The organism is Streptomyces sp. ISL-10 (assembly GCF_018614575.1).
Taxonomy (GTDB): Bacteria; Actinomycetota; Actinomycetes; order Streptomycetales; family Streptomycetaceae; genus Streptomyces.
Map to the genome: position 1 here is coordinate 411,332 of NZ_JAGGOJ010000003.1, position 22,260 is coordinate 433,591.

Below are 22,260 nucleotides of genomic sequence, written 5' to 3' on the forward strand. Positions count from 1 at the left end.
CGTCAGGCGTCCACAGGGGCGGGCTCCGACGGGGACCAGCGGCCGGCAGCGATCTCCGCGTCGAGGCGCGCCTGGAAGTGTGCGTGCGCTGCCCGCATCTCGGCCTCACGATCGGCCTTGTAGAAGGGCGCAGTGTAGCCGTTCGGGCACGGTGTGGTTGCGGGGTGCTCCAGATGTTGGAGGAGATCGAGGTGGTCCTGCTTGCTTTGGCCGTAGCCGTATGTGTTGTGGTTCGCGGCTACCTTGCGGCCGTTGGCATCGAAGTAGGTTTCGGCCTCGTAGTCACGAAGGATTGGGAAGCGTGTGCCGTATATGGCAACGAGTTGGTCGGCCGTGATGCCGAGCCAGACGGCGACCAGGGCGTCGAGTTCTACGAGGGCAGCTCGACGTTCGTGTTCGGAACGGAGAGGGGTGCCGTACTCCCAAGTCGGTTTGAGGCCGGAAGCGAGAGGCTTCAAACTGGGCCAGTTGGGGTTGGCCCACTCCTCGTAGCCTGCCCAGCGTAGGTCGAAGAGTTCCTCCCAGAGGGGGGCGTAGTGGACGGTGAGGGCGTTCAAGCGAAGGGTGCGAAGGAGGAGGGGAGGGGCGAGGGGGTGCCTCGGATCGGGCGCGGGCATCTTGCGGGCTTCGGCTACCTGGAGGTGGGAGCGGCCTGTAATACGCAAGAGGTAGTCGAAGGGAAGAGCCGCCCAAAAGCCAGCGTTGAGGACGGTGAGACGATTGTCAGACATAGCCATGGACTGCACTGTGTGGACATGCGCGGGGCCAGGCGGGATTAGAGCGGCAAAGAGGCTGCGTTCCGTGATGAACGGGATCATCGCCCTCCAAGCCAACCGGAAGAATGAGGTAGTTGGCTTCCCGAGCCAGGAACTCTGCGCCGCCAGGTAAGTTTCTCGGTCGGTGGCCCTGACATAATTGGTCACTGGAACATGGTCAACGGACGCTGTCTCCGGCGAGACTGGACGCCAGTCACGATGACTCTTGCAAGGGATTCGAGGTTCTTTAGCGAATGGGTGAGCCACTGACATGTGTGGTCCCTGTAGGATCACCTCAGATAGCTCCGCAGCGGCTTGAGTGTTCCAGTGGATTAGCCCGTCATTCTTTGCGTTGGTTTCGAGGAATCCAATCGTGATCATCGGATCGAAAGGGGATAGGCGCGGGGAGTGAGCGGCAATTGCCTCGATTGCGCCCTGCTCTCCCCTGAGGACCGGATAGAGCAACGGAGTGTGTGAGACGGGTCCCTCGAAGCCTGTGAGTCGCCGCCAACCAGTCAGCAGTGCGCTATCAACGTGCACAACTCGATCGAGGTGTGGTCGGAGGTCCCAACCGCCGTTGTGCTTGATGCCTGGTGTCGGGCCAAGCCCGTCATGAAGCAGCGAGGCTGGAAGAGTTTCGGCGCCACGTAGTTCGCTGAGGTGCAGGAAATTAGGTTCCCTAGCAGGGCCGTAGATGTGAACTCCGAATTCTTGCGTGCGGCCTAGATCTTCGAAGGCCCAGTTGGCCGAGTTCATGAAGTGCGCGTGAATGCGCAAGTGGCGATAGGCGGACGCCCTGATGTCTCCTTCATTTATGCCGCCGAAGTGAGTGTCTGGGTGGATCAGGCCTCCTCGACCAATTGGGCCGAAATGTCGCCAGATCTGTGTCATGAAGGCTCTGTAGAGATCTCCGCGAGTGCCTACGAGCAACGGATACGCTACAGGGCTTCCGAGCAATGCAACCATGCCAGTAGTCATGGCGAGCTCACTGAGTACAAATGCCCGGTATTGCGGCTTTCTAGTAAGGACCTCCTCCTTCCGAAGGCGCCACTCCGCTGTACTTGGTTTCATGCTGAGCTTGAACCATGGCTCTAGTTCAGCTAGAACCGCATCCTCCTGCCAATCCGGCCTCACCCACGGCGGGTTCCCCACCTGCAAGTCGTACCCGCCCCGCCCAAACACCTGGGCGAACTCCAACTCCCAGTGGAAAAAGCCCTGCTGGGTCGCCACATCATGCGCAGCGCTCGCCCATGGGTAGCGCTCCTCCAGGCGAGTCCACCGGTCCATGCCCATGAACTCGGGGAGGTCGTCCTCGTACGGGGACAGTTCGCTCAGGGACTCGAACTCGGAGATCAGCGAGTCCGCCGGGACCTCCTGCGTACCGAGCAGCGACTCCGCGAAGTCCAGCCAGTCGTCCAGGCCCGCCAGCGGCACAACCGAGCGGCGGCGGGCTGTGACCTCCTCCTTGCGGCGGCCGGTGCGTCGCTTGTCGATGTCGCCGCGCGTGACCTCCTTGACCGTCACGTTCCCGAGGAGGTCGACCTCCTCGTAGGTGCGGACCACGTCGGAACCCGAAACGCCGGTCGGGGCCTCGGACGGCAGCGACGCCAGGGCACGCTCGTACGCCCCGTCCGACCCGTCCAACAGCGCAGCCTTCTGCACCGGCCAGAACCAGAGCGCGCACCACGCGTCCATCAGGGTCTTGAGTCGCCAGTACGGGGTGTCGACCGCCTCCAGGTCGGCGAGCACGTCCTCGCGCTGCACCGCCTCCACCGGCCGGCGCAGCCAGTCCGGCTCCGCGCCCCACACGTCGATGCGGCGCGAGATGTCACGTTCCGAGATCTCCAGCCGCCGGCACACCAGCCCCCACAGGTACTCCGCCCTACGCGCCAGACCCTGCAGCCTCGCCGTCTGCTTCGCGGTCGGCGACTTGGTGATGGCCTTGCGCCACGCCGCCAGGCGCTTCGCGTCCTCGGGCGCGAGGGCCTTCGCCTCCTTCTCGGCCGCGACCGCGCCCCACTCCTTCGCCGGCAGCAGGAAGTGGTGGACGGCCCCTTCCGGAAGGCCGTCCGAAGCAGCGGTCAGCGGAAAGCGCTCCGGCGTCGTCCCGAGCCAGCCGCCCTTCTTCAGCCTCTCCGGGCCGTAGATCTCCCGCCGCCCGCCGATCAGCGAGTTGCCGCGCCGCAGGTGCAGGCCGAACCACGGGGCTTCCATGCCCGGGTGCATGGTATTCAGCCACAGCGAGACCTCCGCCAGCTCCACGGCCGTGGAGTTCAGGTCCACGCCGTAGGAGTTGTGCAGCGCGATGTACGCCTTGGCCTTCTGGAGTTCGACCGGGTACTTCTCCGTGTCGATCGCCTCGCCGGTCTCCTCCTGCCGACGCCGCAGGTACTCCGCCGCGACCTGGTTGATTGCCTCGTTGAGGAACGCGCCCGACCCGAGGGCCGGTTCGCAGATCTTCCAGTCCAGCAGCTCCCGCGCCTCGGTCGTCGTCCCGTCCTGGTCCAACCGATGCTGCAAGGCCAGCTGCACGGTCACCTTGGTCAGCGACTCGGGCGTGTAGTACGACGCCGAGGTCTGCCGGTCACGCCCCGACAGCCGGTAGACGAACGCCCCGGCCCGGTAACGCCGCCGGAGCTCCTCGCCGGTCTCCTCGTCCCGTACGCGTACGAACACCGCGTCCGCGTACTCGTCGGCCTTCGACGCCGGGACCAGCCAGGAGCCGTCCTTCGGGTCGCCGCCCTTCGCCACCTCGTACAGCTCCTCGCCCGCGACGAAGCCCGAATACGACATCAGGCCCTCGTACACCGCGCCGAGCTGGTTGATGCCGAGCTGCGCGTACGAGATGAAGCCGCCGCGCTCGCCCTTCCTGCCCTTGGTGAGCATCAGCTTGCGCAGCACCTGGTACAGCGTGGCGTTGCGCAGCCGGGTGTCCAGATAGCGGGTCTCGCCCGTCTCGTCCTCGTCGTGACGCGGGTCCGGCACCGAACGGGCGCCGATGAGCCTGATGGACTCGCCCTCGAAGAGCTTGGAGTGCAGTGGCTCGAACCGCAGGCCGATGTCTTCGGAGACCGGCGTCTCCGACGCGGCGGCACCGTGCGTGCGGCGGGGCCGGTAGCCGTCCTGGACCTTGCGGAACAGCAGGTCCAGCGACTCGTACAGGTAGAAGCCCTCACGGGCCTTCTCGCCGACCAGGTCGCGTTCCGCGACGAGTTCGCCGAGCCGACCGAGGCCGTAGCCCTGGTGGTACTCGGGGTAGTCCGACGGGAGGATGCCCAGCTCGGGGCGGGCCTCCGCGTACAGCAGGAACAGGATGCGGTACAGGTAGCGCAGCGACTCGCGCGTCAACTGCTTCGCCAGGTCCGGGAGTTCGGCCACGTCCTCCAGCCGTACGCCCTCGTGGGAGCGGATGCGGTCCAGGATCTCGTTGGCGATGAGCTCGACCGACTCGCGCAGCCCGTCCCGCAGCTCGGAGGAGACGCCCACCGCGTGCTTGGTCGACTTGTCGATGAGACCGGCGAGCGGGTTCTCGCCGCCCTCCTCCGGGGTGCGCAGCGAGTCCGCGCCGAACAACGCGGCCAGGGTGTCGAGTTCCTGGCCGTCCTTGGTGTTGTTGCGGTCGAGCGCCGTGTCCAGGGAGGCGGCCAGGTAGCGGCCCTCGCCCCACGCGGCCCGGTCGGCGAGGACGATGACGCCGCCCGCGAGGAGCAGGACGTACCGGGGCGCGTCCTCGCAGGCGAAGAGGAAGGAGGCCAGCTTGGAGCCGGTCGTGATCGTGTTCTGGCCGTCGAGCCGCAGCGGGTGGAGCAGCCGGCCCGCGCCGTCCGGGTCGAGGGCGGCGTCCGGTTCGGCGGCCCAGCCGCAGTCGAGGGCGACGAGGCCGGTCTCGGCGTGGGCGACCTCCACCTCGTAGGACGTGTCGGCGCGGCGCACGGTGAGCGTCTGCGGCTTGGCGTCGTAGCCGAAGGCGCGCAGCACGGAGGCGTTCAGCTCGGCGGCGCGGGTGCCCCACTCGGGGTGGTCGTAGGTGAGGGCGTCGTCGTCCGCCGTGTCGTCACCGGCCGCGTCGGCGAAGTACGCGCGGGACTTGAAGTACGGGCGGCGCAGCGCCCGCAGGCCCAGGCGCGGGGTGACGGGCAGCGCGTCGGCGGCGGGCTCCGTGCCGTCGACGGAAGCGTCCGCAGAGGCCGCCTTCGCCTCCTCCTCGCGCTCCTTCCACTTCGCGAGCAGACCCGACTTGAGGTCCTTCGGGAAGACCTCGGCCAGGTAGTGCGCGGAGAAGTAGTCGCCGCGGTTGACCAGGGAGTCGTACGTCATGGTGGCAGGAACCTCCTGGTTCAGTGCGCGACGGGCGCGGCGGCCGGGGCGGGGGACGCCGCGTCGAGGACGGCGAGGACGCGGAGCATGGGGCGGCCGGTGGTCAGCAGCGAGTCGGCGAGGCGGGTCAGGTCGGTCTTGGTCGTCCCGCCGCCGAGGCTGAGCTGCTCCCAGTCGCCGAGGCGCTGCCGGTACTGCTCGATGGGCCGCTCGAGCGCCCGGTCCCAGTCGTCGCTGTGCCGGTCGAGGAACGCCTCCGCCGCCCGCAGCGCGTCCGGGATGCCGGCGGCGAGGGCGTCGAGGTCGTGGGCGTGCAGCGGGTTGGCCATCGTCGGGCCGACCCCGGCGCGGCGCAGGGCGTCGACCATGTCGTCGGAGGCGACGCCGTCCCGTACGGTCATCCACTTCACGACGGTCGGGCGGCCGAGCGCGTTGGAGTAGATGCCCTGCACCAGGTACGTGGGGGAGGGGACGTCGGCGGTGACGACTGGGGCCTGCTGGCGGCCCAGGTTCACCAGCACCTTGTCCGTCAGCCACTCCACCACCGGGTGGAGATCGGTCAGCAGCGAGATGTCGGGCCAGCTGGAGGTGGACGACTCCCGGGCCCGTACGAGCGCCAGATCGGCGAGCTTGCGGTTCAGCGTCACCAGCATCCGCTCGTGGAGGCGCTGTTCGCGGCGGTAGTCCGGCGGCAGGGCCTTCATCCGGTGGATCAGGTCGGCCGGTGGCTTGAAGGAGATCAGGCCCGTCTCGTCGTCGCGGTCCATCTCCAACTGCCGCTGCGCGTCCGGGAACACCTCGCGCAGCGCCTCGTCGATGAACTCCCGCGTGCCGGCGAACAGGCGCGGCACGACGGCGGGCGCCGGCGCCGGGCCGGCGGTGTCGTCGTCAGCCGGTGCCGCCGGGCCTTCGGGTGCGGCCGGGGCCGCCTGCGTACCGTCGAACGCGTCGACCTCGGCGAAGAAGTCCGCCAGGAAGTCGTTCGCGGCCGCCACCGCGTCCTCCGCCGACCGCTGAAGCGACTCGTCGACCGTGCGGCCCCGCAGCAGGTCCTGGACCAGGGACTTCTCCTCGGCCTCCGCCCGGTACAGCCCGCTCACCGCCTCTGCCGTGCCCAGCGAGCGGTGCGCCTCGTCCTCCCGCTCCAGCAGCCGCTCCGCGACCGTCCGGTCGTCCTTCGCGCCGTCCACGCCGCTGGTGAGGATCAGCGCGCGGAACTGCGGCCGGTGGGCCTGCCCGTAGCGGTCGATGCGGCCGTTGCGCTGCTCGATGCGGATCAGCGACCACGGCACGTCGTAGTGGATCAACTGGTGGCACTGGCGGTGCAGGTTGACGCCCTCGGAGGCGACGTCGCCCGTGAACAGGATGCGTACGGGGGCGTCGGCGAGGCCGAAGTCCTCGACGCACTGCATCTGCTGCTCGTCCGAGAGCCCGCCGTGCATCACTCGCGCGGCCTCGGCGAGCGCCTTGCCCTTGAAGCCGAGTGCTGCCGGGACCGTCTCCCGCAGCCACTCCAGCGTCTGCACCCGCTCCGAGAAGACCACGACCCGGGTGTCGGACTTCGGGCCGACGCCGATGGCCTTCAACTGCTCGACCAGCGCCGCGAACTTCGCCGAGTCCGCCTCCGTCATGGTCGCGGTCAGTTCGTCCAGCCGCCGCAGGGCGAGGACTTCGGGCGCGTCCGGGTCGGCGAAGTCCTTCTTCACCAGCGTTTTGATGCGTGCCTCGACCGTCGCCCGGAACGCGCGTTGGGAGGAGAGGAACGACTTGAGCAGCGTGTATGGGAACAGCGGCACCTCGCTGACCGACGTGCCCTCCGCCGGCAGCCACACCTGTGCCAGTTCCTCGAACACCTTCTCCTCGGCCGGGGTCGCCGCGCAGTGCACCGACTCCGACGGGCCGCGGTCCGCCCACTGGCCCTTCATCGTCTCGCGGACCTCGGGACTGACCTTCGTGCGGCGGATGAACAGGTGCTCGATGTCCTTCGCCTCATACCGCTCGGGGTCGCGGATCGCGGCCGGGTCGAGCAGGGCGATCAGCTCGGCGAAGGAGCGGGCGTTGCCGTTGTGCGGGGTGGCGGAGGCCAGGATCAGGGCGTCGGTGCGCGGGGCGAGGAGCTGGGCGAGCTGGTTGCGCAGCGAGCCGCGGTTGATCAGGTTGTGCGATTCGTCGATGACGACCGCGTCCCAGCGGATCTGCTCCAGATGGTGCTTGTACTGGTCGGTGTTCTTCAGGGTGTCGACGGAGACGATGACCCGCTTGAAGTACGTGAACGGGTTGCGGCCCGCCGGGATCTCCCGCTGCACCTTCTCGATGCCCGCCGAGTCCAGCCGGATCAGCGGAATGGCGAACCGGGTCCACAGCTCGTGCTGGAACTGCTCCAGGACGTGCTGCGGCGTGACGACGAGGATGCGCTCGCCCCGGCCGCGCCGGATCAACTCGGCCAGGGTAAGGCCGATCTCCAGCGTCTTGCCGAGGCCGACCACGTCCGCGATGAGCAGCCGGGGGCGCAGGTTGCGGCCGGAGAGCGCGAGCTGCGCCGGGCGGTGCTGGTAGGGGAGTGCGTCGAGCAGGAAGCTGTCGGCGAGGGCGAGGCCGCGCTCCGACTGGGGGAGCGGCGTCTTGCGGAGCACGGCCTCCAGGAAGAGACGGCTGCGGCGGAAGTTCGCCGAGCCGTCCGCGATCAGCGTGGTGCGTCGCGGGTCCATCAGCTCCACGTCGTCCAGGGCCGTGAAGAACACGGCCTCCTGGTCGCGGACGAACTCCGAGACGCCCACCGCCTCGATCCGGTCGCCGTCGTGGGCGGTGCGCGTCACGTTCCGTACGAGCCACTCCTCGTCGCGTACGACGATCTGCGCGCCCGGCGGGTACTGGGCGTCCGCGACGACACTCGCGGGCCGGGCCATCGGCTCCGTACGCTCCGTGCGCTCCTGCTCGACGGTCACGGGCGCTGCCTCCTGTGCTGTTGCTGCTCTACGGGGGTGGTGCGGGGCGTTGGGGGCCCGGGTCAGAACTTGGCGCTCTGCGCGTACGCCTCGCGCAACTGCTGGGCGACCTTGCGGGCCTGTACCGAGTGGCGCCGCGGCGCGGGGGCGGGGCGCTTCGCGGTGCGGGCGGTGCGCGCGGCCGGCTCACGGGGAGCGATGTCCGCCCGGAGTGTGGGGGTCAGCGCGGGCGGGGGCGCGTCCACCGGCCTCGGCAGAAGCTGCGTGATCGGGAGCGTGGGCGCGGGGACCTCGGCGGCGGACTGCGGCAGCGGCTGGGTGGGGAGTTCGGCCGACGGTACGGAGGGCCCCGGCGCGGTGTGCGTGGTCAGCCGGCGCCGGGCCTGCGCGACCTTCAGACCCTGCGCCTCGATGACGGCCCGGCACCGCTGGACCACCTCGGGCATGGTCGGCCGGTCCCCAGCGGAGTGGGCGAGCATCGACGTCAGCAGCGGCACCAGTTCGTCCGGGACGCCCGAGAGGTCGGGCTCGTTCCCGCTCTGGATGATCATGTTGAACAGGACGTGGATGTTGGCTGCTTCGTACGGGTAGTGGCCGGTCGCCGCGTACAGCAGCACCGCGCCCAGCGCGTAGACGTCCACCGGGGAGGACAGCGGCTTGACGCCGCTCGCCTGCTCGGGGGCCATGCAGGTGGGGGTGCCCATCACGGTGTTCGGGGCGGTGAGCGTCACCCCGGCCTCGGAGAAGACGGCGAGCCCGAAGTCGATGATCTTCGGGCCGTTGGGGCCGAGGAGGATGTTGGCGGGCTTGAGGTCGCGGTGGACCAGGTCCTGCTTGTGGACGGCGGCGAGTGCTTCCGCGAGCGTCGCGCCGAGGGAGGCGACCAGGACGGCCGGGAGGGGGCCGTGGGTGGTGATGTGGCGGCGCAGATCGGGGCCGTCGACGTACTCGGTCGCCAGCCACGGGCGCTCGGCCTCCGGGTCGGCGTCCAGGAACGCGGCGATCCGCGGGCCCCAGATCGTCTTGAGGACCTCGATCTCCTGAGCGAAGCGCAGCCGGGCCTCGGAGTCGACGACCGACGCCTTGATCACCTTCACAGCCGCGGGCTCGCCACCGGGCGACTCGCCGAGATAGACCTGGCCCATGCCACCCTGCCCGATACGGCCGAGCAGCTCGAAGCCGCCGAGTTCGGCGGGGTCCTCGGGGCTCAGCGGCGTCGTCTGCACGGGTCCTCGTTCGGGCTGATCAGGTGGTGAATGTCCGGGAACACCGTAGTCGACTGCATTGAGTGACGGGAGGGGTACGGCTACTTCGGCCCGAGGCGCACCGTGGTTCGAAGAAATGCCCGATGAGCGCTTCTTCGATCGATCTTCACAACAACTCCATATCGTGTTGGTCAAGCCCGGTGTGTCGAGACGTAGCGGCTGATATTTCAAGAGATCTCCAGGGTGTCTGATCATCGGCCGCCCTCGTGCCTCAACGCCCAGGAGGTTCCCGCCGCATGCCCGACGAGCCCAGGACCACGTCCGCACCCGCCGACGACCCCGGTCTCGATCGGCTGAGAGCCGTACTCGGCGACTGGCGCAACTCGCTGCTGGACATGGGCGGGCGAAACCGGTTGCTGAACTTCCGGCACACCAGGACCGCGACCCTGGAGATCACCACCCCCGACGCCGCGGCGCTCCTCGGCGGGCTTGCCAAGGGCTGGGACTTCGCACCCGTCGACGAGGACCCGTACGACGGCGACGACGCCTACAGCGGCAGGACCGACCGGGCGGCGACGGACCGTCCCGGACTCGTCACGCAGAAGACCACGCAGGCCGCGCTCAACAGCGCGCTGTACCAGCTGCGTCAGCGCTCCGGACAGATGTTCAACGACTACGGCCTGTGGGTCCTGTGGCTGGGCGTCGGCATGCTCGACTGGCGGGAGGAAGGCGCCCACGAGGCCAGCTCGGCGCCGCTCGTCCTCGTCCCGGTCGAACTGAGCCGCTCCACCGCCGACCGGCGCTACCGGCTCTGCCTCGCCGACGGCCAGGACCGCGCCCACAATCCCGCACTCGCCGTGAAGACGGACCGCCTGGGCGTCGACTGGAGCCCGGTCACCGCCACCGACCCCACTGACCTGCCCCGTGTGTTCTCGGCCGCCCGCGACGTCGCCTCCGGACTGAAGGACTGGAAGGTCGACGAGAGGGTGGTGCTGGGTCTCTTCGCGTCGCACCGCGAGGCGATGTACCAGGACCTCCAGCAGAACGAGGACCAGATCCTCGCCCACCCGCTGGTACGCGCCGTCGCGCTCGGGCCCGACGCCGGGCTGCCCGACGACCTCATCGGCTTCGACCCCCCCCGGAACTGGACCGGATCGACGAGATCCAGCTGCCGGAGAAGACTCCGCTGGTCCTGGACGCCGACGCCTCCCAGCGCCAGTGCATCGCCGCCGCGCTCGACAACCGCTCCTTCGTCATGAGCGGCCCGCCCGGCACCGGCAAGAGCCAGACCATCACCAACATGATCGCCGCCCTGGTGCACGCCGGCCGCAGCGTCCTGTTCGTCAGTGAGAAGGCCGCGGCGCTCGACGTCGTACGCAACCGGCTGCGCGGCGTGGGGCTCGGCGACTTCGTCATGGCGCTGCACAGCGGCGACACCGGCAAGAAGGCCGTGGCCACCGAGCTCGCCCGCGTACTGACCACGGAAGCCCGGGTCAGCGGGGCCGCCGAGCACGAGCTGGAACGGGCACGGCAACTGCGCGAGGAGCTGTCCGCGTACGCCGCGGCCATGAACCAGACCCGGGAGCCGATCCGGCGCACCCTGCACGACGTCCTCGGCCGCCTGGTGCAGCTCGAGCAGGCCGGCACACCACAACTCCCGCTGTCCGCGCAGAACGCGAAGACCGCACGGACCCTGAGCGCGGCCGCGCTGCAGGAGGCTGCGGCCGCCGCCCAGTCCGTCAGCCGTGCCTGGCGGCCGGCCACCGAGGGAGAGGCCTTCCCGTGGCGCGGGCTGACCCGTACCTCGGCCCACCAGGTCGTCGCCGAGGCCGACGAAGCACTCGACGCCCTGCGGACCGCCGTCCGGCGGCGGCCCTTCGCGGCCGCCACCGACGAGCCGGGTACCGTGCGCGAACTGCAGCAGACCGTACGGACGCTGCGTGCAGCCCTGCCCGAGCAGAAGGCCGCCGCACCGGGCGTGGCACTGCCGGAGGACGTCGCCGGCCAGGTCGCACAACTCGCCGATCTCTTCGGCCTGCCCGAGCGCGGCAACGCCGAAAGCGCCTTCGCGCTGTGCGAGCTGGCCGACCTGGCTACGTCCGAGAACCGGCCGCCGCGCGAGTGGTTCGACACGGCGACCCTGCGGCAGGCCCACGAGGCCGCCGCACAGCTGCGGCAGGCGCTGGCCACCGAGACGCAGGCGCGCGCCGCAGCAGAAGACGTTTTCACCGATCAGGTGCTGCACGCCGCGGAACTGCCAGCCCTGGTACAGCGCTTCAAGGACCAGCACCACGGCCTGATGCACCGGTTCTCCGCCCAGTTCAAGGCCGACCGTGCGGCGGTAACGGCGCTCACCCGAACCGGCGCATGGGACAAGTCGCTCGTCGGCAGGCTCGACGACGCTCTCGCCTGGCACACCGCCGCCGGAGAAGTCGTACGCCTCACCGAGCTGCACAGCGCAGTCCTCGGTCGCCGTACGCCCCGCGTCCCGCAGGACATCGACGCGCTCGACCGCGCACTTGCCACCGCCGACCGCATCGCCGAGCTGGGGCGCGACGCGCACCGGCGGGAGGCGCTGACCGCACTGCTCGCCGACGACGCCGGCCACGACCGCCTGCCGGGCCTCCTCGCGGACAACATCCGCCGTTCGCTCGGTCACTGGTGTGCCATCGCGAGCCGCCGCGCCGAGCGCTGGTCCGACGCGGTCGGCGGGCTGCTCGACCTGTTCGACGCCGCACGAGGCGCGCAGCTCTCGCCCGCGCTGCTCGGACCCCTCGACCAGGCTCGGGAACTCATCGACAACCTCCGCGACGATCCGCGCGGACCGGAGGAGTGGCACACCTATCGCAGCGGCCTCGACGTCCTCGCCCGCCACGGCGCCGACGATGTGATCACCGCCGCTGCCGAACGGGGCCTCGACCCGTTGACACTTCCCCACGTTGTCGAGCAGGCGCTGCTGCGCTCCTGGGCCGAAGGCGTCCTCGCCACCGACATCCGGCTGCGCACCACCCGCTCCGACGCCCTCGATGCGCGCGTCGCCGATTTCCGCGAAGCGGACCGGCGGCTGATCGCCGCGGCAGGCGGGGCCGTCATAGAAGCGTGCAACAGGCGCCGGCCGCGAAGCTTCGGAAGCGGCGGCGGCGCCGTGATCGTCCGCGAGGCGGAGAAGAAGACCCGCCACATGCCCGTGCGCGAACTCCTGGGCAGGACAAGGGAGGTGGTGCAGCGCATCAAGCCGTGCTTCATGATGAGCCCGCTCAGCGTCAGCCAGTTCCTGCCCGCCGACTACCACTTCGACGTGGTGATCTTCGACGAGGCGTCACAGGTGCGGCCCAGTGACGCCATCAACTGCATCTACCGTGGACGCAGCCTCGTCGTCGCCGGGGACGAGAAGCAGCTGCCGCCGACCTCGTTCTTCGACGCCTCCGTCGAGGACGACTCGGACGAGTACGCCGAGGACGTACCCGACTCCTTCGAGTCCCTGCTGCACGCCTGCAAGGCGGGAGCCATGCGCGACCTGCCGCTGCGCTGGCACTACCGCAGTCGCCACGAGAACCTCATCACCTTCAGCAACCGCCGGTTCTACGACAACTCGATGATTACCTTCCCGGGTGCGTTCGACGAGGGCAACGACGTCGGTGTCGCGTTCCTGGAGGCCGACGGCGTCTACGACAGAGGCGGACGGCGTGACAACACGCGGGAGGCCGAGTACGTCGCCCGACGGGTCATCCACCACTTCGACACCCGGCCCGGCAGGACGCTCGGCGTGGTCGCCCTCTCCCAGGCCCAGGCGTCGGCCATCGACCACGCGGTCCAGCAGGCGCGGCTGACCCGACCGGACCTCGAACACTGCTTCACCGAGGACCGCCTCGACGGCTTCTTCGTCAAGAACCTCGAGTCCGTGCAGGGCGACGAGCGCGATGTGATGATCATGTCCGTCGGCTACGGCCGCGACGAGAACGGAAAGCTGGGCCTCAACTTCGGCCCCATCAACAAAGGCGGGGGCTGGCGGCGCCTCAACGTCGCCGTCACCCGCGCCCGCTACCGCATGGAAGTCGTCGCTTCCTTCCGCGGCGCACACCTGGCCGACAGCCCCAACGAAAGCGTCCAGCACCTCAAGCGCTACCTCGAGTACGCGGAGAACGGCAGCGCCGTCCTCGCCGCCGACGCCGTCCAGTTCGACGCCGAACCCGACAGCCCCTTCGAGGAGTCGGTGCTCGAAGTGCTCCGACGTTGGGGTTACACCGTCCAGCCCCAGGTCGGCGTAGCCGGCTTCCGCATCGACCTCGGCCTGCGCCATCCGGAACTCCCCGGCGCCTACGCGCTCGGCATCGAGTGCGACGGAGTGATGTACCACTCCTCCCGGGCGGCCCGCGACAGGGACCGGCTGCGGGAGCAGGTGCTGAACGGGCTGGGCTGGCGGCTGTACCGGATCTGGGGGACGGACTGGTATCGAGGGCGCGTTGCAGCGGAACTGCGGCTGAAGGAGGCCGTGGAGCAGGCCATAGCCCAAGGACCGTTGGTTGCCTCCCGGCCGCACGTACCGGCCGCCAGCAACACTGACGGTCCTACGCGTGGCCCGGGTGGGGAGCCGGCGACCTCGGTCTCCGATGCGTTGTCCGAACTGCATGGTGAGGAGATCGAGCACGACCGCGTGCCGGTGGACCCGGAGATCGATCGGGCCTGGAGCACCGAGTACCGCATCAGTTCGTTCACTGTCTCCTCCGCCTACGAACTCCACACCCCCGAGGCCCGGCGAGACCTGCGCAAGGCGCTCGCCAGGATCATCGAGGCTGAGGGGCCTATCCATGAGGACCTGCTCGTCCAGCGGGCCCGGGAGGCATGGGGTGTCGCCCGGGCGGGCAACCGCATTCGGGACAACGTCCGTCAGGTGGCGCAGACGCTGGTCCGTTCCGGGCTTGTCACGGTTGATGGCTCGTTCTTCTACGCGACAGAGCGTGGCGACCTCAAGGCAAGAAGGCACGCGCCCGGCGATGTCCCGCGAAAGGTCGCACACATCGCACCCGCGGAACGGCATCTGGCTCTCTGTGAGTTGACAGCGGAGTGCCCCGGTATGTCGCAGGACGAACTGATCAAGCAGGCCTGTGATTTCTTCGGCTGGCGACGCATGGGCAAGGACATCCGCGACTGCCTGGCGGCCGACATCGCCGAGCTGTACGGCCAGGGCAGGCTGGAAGGCGGCCCGGGGCGCGTCGGCGCGGTGCGCTGAGAGGCGTGGTACGTATCGCTCGATCTTGAGGGACAGGTTCGCGGACCGCGACGGCCCGATTGCGCTTCCTGCGCCGCTCGTCCAGGTAGAGGCAGCGGATCCTTGACGACGTCCCCCGGCACGTTCTTGAGGGCGTTCAGCGGCTTGGTGGAGGTGGGGTCGGCGAACGCCTTTTTGATGTGCTGGGCGACTGCTTGCTCGGGGGCTCCCGGCTGGGAGCTGTACTCGAGCGTGGCGAGCATGCTGAAGGCGGCACCTCCCTTGTTCGCGGGGTTGCCGGCCCCGGTGGAGTTCCGCAGATACGTCGCTGAGTCCCAGTGTGGGGCGAACATGAACGGCTTGCCGGTCTGGGGGCTGTTGCCCACCCACCCCACCGGAAGTGTGGAGGTGATCTCGGGCTGATAACGGCGAAGACGACGTCCGCTGCTCCCGCGCCGGTGCCCTGTCCCGGTGCGTAGCGAACGGTCTGGGTGTAGTGCGGACTGGCCTTCATCTGCGGCCAGGTCCTAATGACGGGGAGAGCCTTGCTGATGACCGGCTTGGCAGCAGTGGGCCAGTCCTGCGCGACGGCGCCCTTGAGCCCGATCTTGAGGCCTGCGACGCCGGTGCTGCCGATCTGCGTGAAGTCGATGACGTCGTAGTAGAAGAACATGGTGCGGTCGGCTTCTCTGGGGACGGTGCCCGTATGTACACGGTGTAGGTGCTGGTGCCGACCGGGCTGGTCCGTTTCATCCCCTTCGCCTTGGCCCACCACCGAGGCGGTCGGCAGACACACCGCGTTCGATTTGGAGGCGTTCCTCGACGAGGAGTGGCCCGCCTGGGGTATCCCCAAGATGGAGCTGGTCGCTTCCGGTGACGGCTTCCGGGTAATGAACTCGGCCACCTACCGCGAGGCGGCCCGCACCGCGATCACGGCACCGCCGTTCGTTCTTCAGGCGACCACGGAGAACCTGAAGGCAATGCCTCCGGCTCCTGGGAGAGCCGACTGTGCAACAGAAGGTGCGCAGCCGAGTTGGACGAACTGATCGACGCAGCGAGCGGCGGGGGGCGCGGGCGGCCCGCGGCATCGTTCACGAGCCGTTGCCGTCGGCCTTGTTCCGGGCGGCGGCCGGCCGGTCACGCTCCGGAAGTGCGGCTCGGCCGGGGATCACCCCTGCCGGCACCGGCACCGACATCACGGCCCACGCGGGCCATGGGGTGAGCGCGCTGCGGTCGGACCTGTGGCGGCGGATCGGCCACTCCCCTTCACCCCAAGCCGACCCGCTCCGCGTGCAGTTCCGAGCGGACCAGTTCCAGCAGACGGCCCAGCCAGTTGCGGCCGCGGCCCGCGTTGTCGCCCCAGAAGGCGGAGTCGGCGTCGGAGTAGATCAGGGTTGCGTCCTCCGTCGACAGGAGGAACTCGGCAAGCACCGGGTGTTGGGCGTACTTGGCGCGGAGCAGGCGGGTCATCACTGCCGTGCGGACCTGCTCCCAGCCGTCGCGCCGCCGGGCGTCGGCGGCGAGCTTGGCGGCCGCGGCGGCGGTGTCGGCAGAAGTGATCGCAGCACGGGCGTCGGTATCCGCCGTGGACAGCGCCCAGTACGCATGCGCGATCGACGGGTACGTGACGCCGTCGATGTCCACGGGCGCCGGGAAGTCGGTCCGCAGCGACTTCTTGTTCCGCGCGTCCGAGGGCTTGAGCGGGTACGTGTGGGGGACGTGGACCGCCGGGGCGTGTGAGGTCGTGGGGCCATCCGCCGGGACTCGGGAGGCGCGTTCGGCGATCCAGCGGGACCGGTCCTCGAAGTAGGCGACCGCCTCGTCGTACTCCTCCTGTGTGACCGGGTCGTCCGGCCACTCCTCCGTGTGGCCGCCCGGTCCGGCCACGAGGACCCTGAGCGGCTCGTCCCTGCGGTCCATGTCGCCGAGCGCGTAGTGCCGCTGGGTCTCCGGGACGGCGAAGTACGCGGCGCGGGCAGCGGCGCGCTTCTCCTCGGTGCGGTCCGCGAGGAACGCCTCGGCAGCCGCCAGGCACCGGTCCGTGGAGTCGGGGCGGCCGTTGAGCTGCTCGATGGTGTCCCGTATCTCGGCGAGCAGCAGCTCCGGTGTGAGCCAGGTCCGCGGCTCGCCGAACGTCCAGTGGGCCAGGTCGTACCCGGAGCCCCGGGCACCGTCGGGGAGTTCAGTGGCGACCCATCCGCTGCGGAGCTTCCCCTCGAACTCGTCGAGGGTGACCAGCCCCCAGCAGTCGATGAGCCCGTCCGCGTAGATGAACAGGTCGGTGAGGTGGTAGTCGCCGTTGCGGATGAAAGCGTGACGCCAGGTGCCGGGGACGCGGACGCCGTCCGCCATGCGATGAGTGACCCGCTTGCTGATCATGCGCGTCATTGTGCCGCGTCGCCGTACCGCGCGAGAGCGGCGGGTGACCGGCCGGTGGACGTCTCCGGACAGGGGAGGCACCAAAGCAAAACCGGATGATGAGCTGCCCAGCCCCCTGTTAGATTTCGTTCCGCGCGGGGCGGCTCCCGAGTGTGCTTCCTTCCTGAATTCCTTTCACGAAACAGCGCCCTCACTTCCCGCCCCGCGCAACACCCGGTCATCCGGGAAGGGGGAAGAAAGACGTGTCCGGCACCAAGGCCGCCATCCGCACCGCGACCACTCCGCGCAGCCTCGCCGCCGTGCTCCTCGCACGGCGCGGGGTCGTGTACCTGCCGGGGGGCGGGGACGTCTTGGAGCCCGCCGGGGACGTGGGCGCCGCGTTGCTCGAGGCCGACCTCGTCGAGCGCGGGTATCTCGTCGCCGCCCCGCTGCGTGCCGCGTTCGCGGCGCTCGACGCGCGGGCACTCGGGGCGATGGGCCGGGCCCTGCTCCAGGACATCGACCGGGAGACCGGCGCCGACCGCCCGCACGAGCCGCTGCTGCGCGGATTCCCGGACAGCACCCCGCACGACACGTACGCGCACTACGTCGACCGCGTCCTCACGGTGCTGTTCCAGCGCTCCGAGCAGCCGTGCGTGCTGTGCGGCGCCGTGGACGCCGTCGTGCCCGTCGCGCCCTGCGCCCACCTCGTGTGCGGCACCTGCTTCGACGGCGCCGACTTCTCGGCGTGTCCCGTGTGCGAGCGGCGCATCGATCCCGCCGACCCGTTCCTGCGCCCCAAGCGCCCGCGTCGGCTCTTCGCCCGCCGCCCCGCGCCGCCCCAGCGGCTGCGACTGATCGCGTACGGCGGTGACCTGAGTGACCGTCAGCATGACGCCGCCCAGGAACTGGACACCCTGCTCGCCCGGACCGGCGCCCTGAGTCCGCAGGACACCGACGACCTGGACGCCCTGCTGGCCGTCCGGACCCGCGACGGCCTCGACCGGCTGCCGACCGCCGTACCGGGCCGCGAAACCAAGGCCCGTCTCGTCGCCTGGCTGCTCGCCGACCCCGCGACCCTGCCCACGACCCTGCCCTTCGCCACCGCTCTCGTCGACACCGCCACCGACGTGCTGCGCGTGCTCGCGGTCCGTTCCGGCGGGGACGCGGGACTCGTGGAGATCCCGCGCTTCGCCCGTGTGTCCCGGCCCCTGCGCCGCGCCCTGCTGTCCGCCCTGGACGCTCTCGACCCGGCGCGGGCGGCCCAGGACATGCGGCGGTACCGGCGCGCCTGGATCCACGCCGCGGAGCTGCTGCACCCCTTCGAGCACACGGACCGGTACCCCGGCGCGGCCCTCGCGTTCGCCGCGCTGCGGGGCACGGCGCTCGGCGACGACGCCCTGTCGCTCGCCCTGCGCAAGGCCGCGGACGGCGTCGACGGCATCGACGTCACCGGCCCGGTCGTGACCGTACGCACCTGGGCCGGCCAGGTCGAGACGGCGCTCGCCGGCCGTGACCTCCGCCGGGCGCTCGCCCTGCTCCAGCAGCGGCCGGGCGAACTGGTCCGCCGCCTCGACCACCTGCTGCGCCTCGCCGGTGACGGAGGCGGAGACGGAGACGAGGAGCGTGCCGTCGTCGCCGCGCTGGAGCGTGCCGTCGGGCGGGTTGCACCGGCCGTCGTACTGTCCGCGCTCGGCGCGATCCGCACGCGTACACGCGAGCGCACGGTACGGGTGTTCTTTCCCAAGGGCGCGGCAGCGCGGGCCCATGTGACCGACGACGGCAGGCCGGCGCTCCCCGCCGCGCTCGTGCGGTCCGTGGCAGGCGTGCTGACGGCGGAGATGCTGCGCCGCGCCGGGGAAGCGGCGCCGGTGGAGGTCGCGGTCGTGGACGCCGCGCTGGACGGCGTCGTCGCGCCGTTCACCGAACGGACCGCGTCGCGGGCCCTGGTGACCCTTCCGCGCGGCAGCGAACTCGCCGTCCCGGACGGCAGGACGTTGCGCCTGTTCCTGCACTGGATGGAGAGTCCCGCCTCGGGACGCACCGACCTCGACCTGTCGGCGGCCATGTTCGACGCGGACTGGCGGCACATGGGGGAGTGCGACTACACCAGGCTGCGGTACGAGGGCACGGCGGCGGTGCACTCGGGCGACCTCCAGGACGCCCCGCCCCCGCTCGGCGCGTCCGAGTTCGTCGATCTCGACCTGGAGCGGCTGGCCGAGGCCGGGGTGCGTTACGTCGTCGCGGTCGTCTACTCGTACAACAACGTCCCCTTCGGCGACCTGGCGGACGCCTTCGCCGGGCTCATGGTGCGGGACGCGCCCGGGAACGAGGGGCCCGTGTTCGACGCGCGTGCCGTGGAGCAGCGCTTCGACCTCACCGGCAGCAGCCGCGCCTGCGTGCCCCTGCTCGTCGATGTGCAGGCACGCACCATGCGCTGGCTCGATGTCGTCAAGGGAGTCACCGGCACGCAGCATGCCGTGTGGCGGCACGCGCACGCGCTGGCCACCCTCGCCCACCGGCTCACAGAGCTGTTCGCCTCCGGCGCCCGCGTCGGCTTGGGCGAGCTCGCGGTGTGGCAGGCCGCGGCCCGGGCGGCAACGGTCGTCCTGCGTCACACGGACGGCTCGCGGAGCGTGTACGCCCGGCGGGACGGCGAGGACGTGGCCGGTTTCGCGGCACGCATCGGTTCACCGGAGACCGACGTGCCCGGTCCCTCGGCACGGCCCCGGCTGGCGTTCCTGATGCGCGGGGACGTCGAACTGCCCGACGGCAGCGAGGTCTTCGCGCTGTACCCGTACGCGCAGGACGCGACGCGAGTGCGCCTGCTCGCCGCCCCCGACGTCGTCACGGCCTTCGCGCCGCGCTGACGCACCACCGCCCCCGGTGCTGTGCGGTACCGGGGGCGGCGTGAAGCGCAACAGGCGGGATCAGCCGAGAAGTTGCTCGTATGCCGGAAGCGTCAGGAAGTCCTCGTACTTCTCGTCCAGCGCGACCTTCAGCAGCAGATCGTGCGCCTGCTGCCAGTTGCCCGCGGCGAAGGCCTCCTCGCCCAGCTCCGTGCGGATCGCCGCCAGTTCCTCCGCCGCGACCCTCCGCGCCAGCTCCGGGGTGGCCCGCTCGCCGTTCTCGAAGACCACGCCCGCGTTGATCCACTGCCAGATCTGGGAGCGGGAGATCTCCGCCGTGGCCGCGTCTTCCATCAGGTTGAAGATGGCGACCGCGCCGAGTCCGCGCAGCCACGCCTCGATGTAGCGGATACCGACCTGGACCGCGTTGCGCAGGCCCTCGTACGTGGGCCTGGCGTCCAGGGAGTCGATGGCGATCAGGTCGCCGGCCGCGACCGAGACGTCCTCGCGGAGGCGGTCCTTCTGGTTCGGCTTGTCGCCCAGCACCGCGTCGAAGGACGCCATCGCGATCGGGACCAGGTCGGGGTGGGCCACCCACGAGCCGTCGAAGCCGTCGCCGGCCTCGCGGTCCTTGTCGGCCTTGACCTTCTCGAAGGCGACCTTGTTGACCTCGGGGTCCTTGCGGGACGGGATGAACGCCGCCATGCCGCCGATCGCGTGCGCGCCCCTTTTGTGGCAGGTGCGCACCAGCAGCTCGGTGTAGGCCCGCATGAACGGGGCGGTCATGGTCACCGCGTTGCGGTCCGGCAGCACGAACTTCTCGCCGCCGTCACGGAAGTTCTTCACGATGGAGAACAGGTAGTCCCAGCGGCCGGCGTTGAGGCCGGAGGCGTGGTCGCGCAGTTCGTAGAGGATCTCCTCCATCTCGTACGCCGCCGTGATCGTCTCGATCAGGACGGTCGCGCGGACCGAGCCCTGCGGGACGCCGACGTAGTCCTGGGCGAAGACGAAGATGTCGTTCCAGAGGCGGGCCTCCAGGTGCGACTCGGTCTTCGGCAGGTAGAAGTACGGCCCCTTGCCGAGGTCCAGCAGGCGCTGGGCGTTGTGGAAGAAGTACAGGCCGAAGTCGACCAGGGCGCCCGGCACCGGCGTGCCGTCGACCTGGAGGTGGCGCTCGATGAGGTGCCAGCCGCGTGGGCGCATCACCACGGTCGCGAGCTCCTCGGCGGGGCGCAGGGCGTACGACTTGCCCGACCCCGGGTCGGTGAAGTCGATGCGGCGCTCATAGGCGTCGATCAGATTGAGCTGGCCGAGGACGACGTTCTCCCAGGTGGGTGCGGAGGCGTCCTCGAAGTCGGCGAGCCAGACCTTCGCGCCTGAGTTGAGCGCGTTGATGGTCATCTTGCGGTCGGTGGGTCCGGTGATCTCCACCCGGCGGTCGTTCAGGGCCGGGGGTGTCGGGGCGACCTTCCAGGAGTCGTCCGCGCGGATCGCCGCGGTCTCCGGGAGGAAGTCCAGCGTGGAGGTGCGGGCGATCTCGGCGCGGCGCTCGGCGCGTCGGGCGAGCAGCTCGTCACGCCGGGGCGTGAACCGCCGGTGCAGCTCGGCCACGAACGCGAGGGCCGCGTCGGTCAGGACCTCTTCCTGCCGGGGAAGGGGCTCGGCTTCGACGATGGCCAGCGGGGACGGCGCTGGTGCGGACATGAGCTGTCACTTCCTTCAGCGGGCATTCAGGAGCTTCTCAACGAGCGTCGGGGCTCACGAGCGGCGCCGGGCGGCCGCCCGGGGCGCGGCACGCGGCACTGAGTGCCACGGCTCCCGGGTACGGCCGAGGGGCGCCTTCGGTGGGTCAGGCGCTTCTGATCAGTGGATAGTAGTTATCGCATAGTGGAAGTTCAATGGTTTGTTGATATCGAGATTCTCCGGGTCGACACAACGTGTCGCTCAGTGCCACGCCGTTCACTCAAGGTGGCGCAGATCCCCGGGCGTGTCGATGTCGTAGTCCTGCGCCACGTCCCCGCACTCCACGAGCGTCAGCTCGCCCTCGTGCGCCGTCACGTACGCCCGCGCCCCGCGGTCCCCCGCCGCGCTCGCCGCGATGTCCGCCCAGCGGTCCGCGCCGAACACGAGCGGGTGCCCCCGCCGCCCCCCGTACGCCGCCGCCGCGAGTGCCGTACGCGACCGGCCCGCGGCCCGCACCCTCGCGACCGCCGGTGCGCCGATGCCGGGCTGGTCCACCAGCAGGACCAGCACCGCGTCCACGCCCTCGGCGGGCAGCGAGCCCAGCCCCACCCGCAGCGACGAGCCCATCCCGCTCGCCCACGCCGGGTTCTCGGCCACGTGGCACCCCGTCAGGTCCGCCTCCTCGCGTACGGCATCGGCCGACGCGCCCAGCACCACATGCACCGGGCCGCAACCGCCCTCACGCAGCGCCCGCACGGCGTGTTCGACCAGCGGCCGGCCGCGGTGCGTCAGCAGCGCCTTGGGCCGGCCGCCGAGCCGCCGTCCGCCGCCCGCTGCGAGCAACAGGCCCGCGACAACGGGCTCGTGGGCGTTTGGCTCGTGAGAGACGGGGCGCGGGCGGGGGTATGACATGAGGACTCCTTCGCCCGTTGAGGGCAC

Annotated in this window: 9 protein-coding genes; 3 read left to right on the plus strand and 6 right to left on the minus strand. The window is 70.2% G+C overall.

Annotation, left to right across the window (positions count from 1 at the left end; genetic code table 11):
* Nucleotides 1-2: 2 nt before the first annotated feature.
* The 3 genes from J7E88_RS02735 to J7E88_RS02745 all read right to left on the minus strand — a co-directional run bounded on the left by J7E88_RS02735 (nucleotide 3) and on the right by J7E88_RS02745 (nucleotide 9,243).
* The gene (locus tag J7E88_RS02735) at nucleotides 3-5,072 is read right to left on the minus strand and encodes a class I SAM-dependent DNA methyltransferase (protein WP_215176789.1); all 5,070 of its coding nucleotides are present in this window, start codon (nucleotides 5,070-5,072) and stop codon (nucleotides 3-5) included.
* Between the two features lie 20 nt (nucleotides 5,073-5,092).
* A complete protein-coding gene (locus J7E88_RS02740) occupies nucleotides 5,093-7,978 on the minus strand; it encodes a DEAD/DEAH box helicase (RefSeq protein ID WP_215177427.1) in 2,886 nt (961 codons plus the stop codon).
* A 101-nt stretch (nucleotides 7,979-8,079) separates the two neighbouring features.
* The gene (locus tag J7E88_RS02745) at nucleotides 8,080-9,243 is read right to left on the minus strand and encodes a serine/threonine-protein kinase (RefSeq protein ID WP_215176797.1); all 1,164 of its coding nucleotides are present in this window, start codon (nucleotides 9,241-9,243) and stop codon (nucleotides 8,080-8,082) included.
* A gap of 275 nt (nucleotides 9,244-9,518) precedes the next feature.
* On the opposite strand from J7E88_RS02745, the gene J7E88_RS35465 reads away from it, so the two are divergent.
* Nucleotides 9,519-10,481, plus strand: a complete 963-nt coding sequence (locus J7E88_RS35465) for a DUF4011 domain-containing protein (protein WP_251022013.1) — start codon at nucleotides 9,519-9,521, stop codon at nucleotides 10,479-10,481.
* Nucleotides 10,478-14,452, plus strand: coding sequence for a DUF3320 domain-containing protein (locus J7E88_RS02750; protein WP_251022014.1), 3,975 nt, complete (start codon nucleotides 10,478-10,480; stop codon nucleotides 14,450-14,452). The genes J7E88_RS35465 and J7E88_RS02750 overlap by 4 nt, the downstream gene beginning before the upstream one ends.
* Before the next feature lie 1,245 nt (nucleotides 14,453-15,697).
* Here the strand turns inward: J7E88_RS02750 and J7E88_RS02755 are convergent.
* Nucleotides 15,698-16,810: an NADAR family protein gene (locus tag J7E88_RS02755; protein ID WP_215176799.1), complete on the minus strand. Its 1,113-nt coding sequence runs from the start codon at nucleotides 16,808-16,810 to the stop codon at nucleotides 15,698-15,700.
* Nucleotides 16,811-17,052: 242 nt separating this feature from the next.
* On the opposite strand from J7E88_RS02755, the gene J7E88_RS02760 reads away from it, so the two are divergent.
* Nucleotides 17,053-19,659 (plus strand): MXAN_6230/SCO0854 family RING domain-containing protein, encoded by a 2,607-nt coding sequence (locus J7E88_RS02760; protein ID WP_215176801.1) that lies wholly within the window; start codon nucleotides 17,053-17,055, stop codon nucleotides 19,657-19,659.
* A 60-nt stretch (nucleotides 19,660-19,719) separates the two neighbouring features.
* On the opposite strand, the gene aceB is transcribed toward J7E88_RS02760, so the two are convergent.
* The gene (gene aceB / locus J7E88_RS02765) at nucleotides 19,720-21,342 is read right to left on the minus strand and encodes a malate synthase A (RefSeq protein WP_215176803.1); all 1,623 of its coding nucleotides are present in this window, start codon (nucleotides 21,340-21,342) and stop codon (nucleotides 19,720-19,722) included.
* 255 nt (nucleotides 21,343-21,597) lie between these two features.
* Entirely contained in the window at nucleotides 21,598-22,233 is a 636-nt protein-coding gene (locus J7E88_RS02770; RefSeq protein WP_215176804.1) for an NTP transferase domain-containing protein, read from the minus strand.
* Between the last annotated feature and the right edge of the window lie 27 nt (nucleotides 22,234-22,260).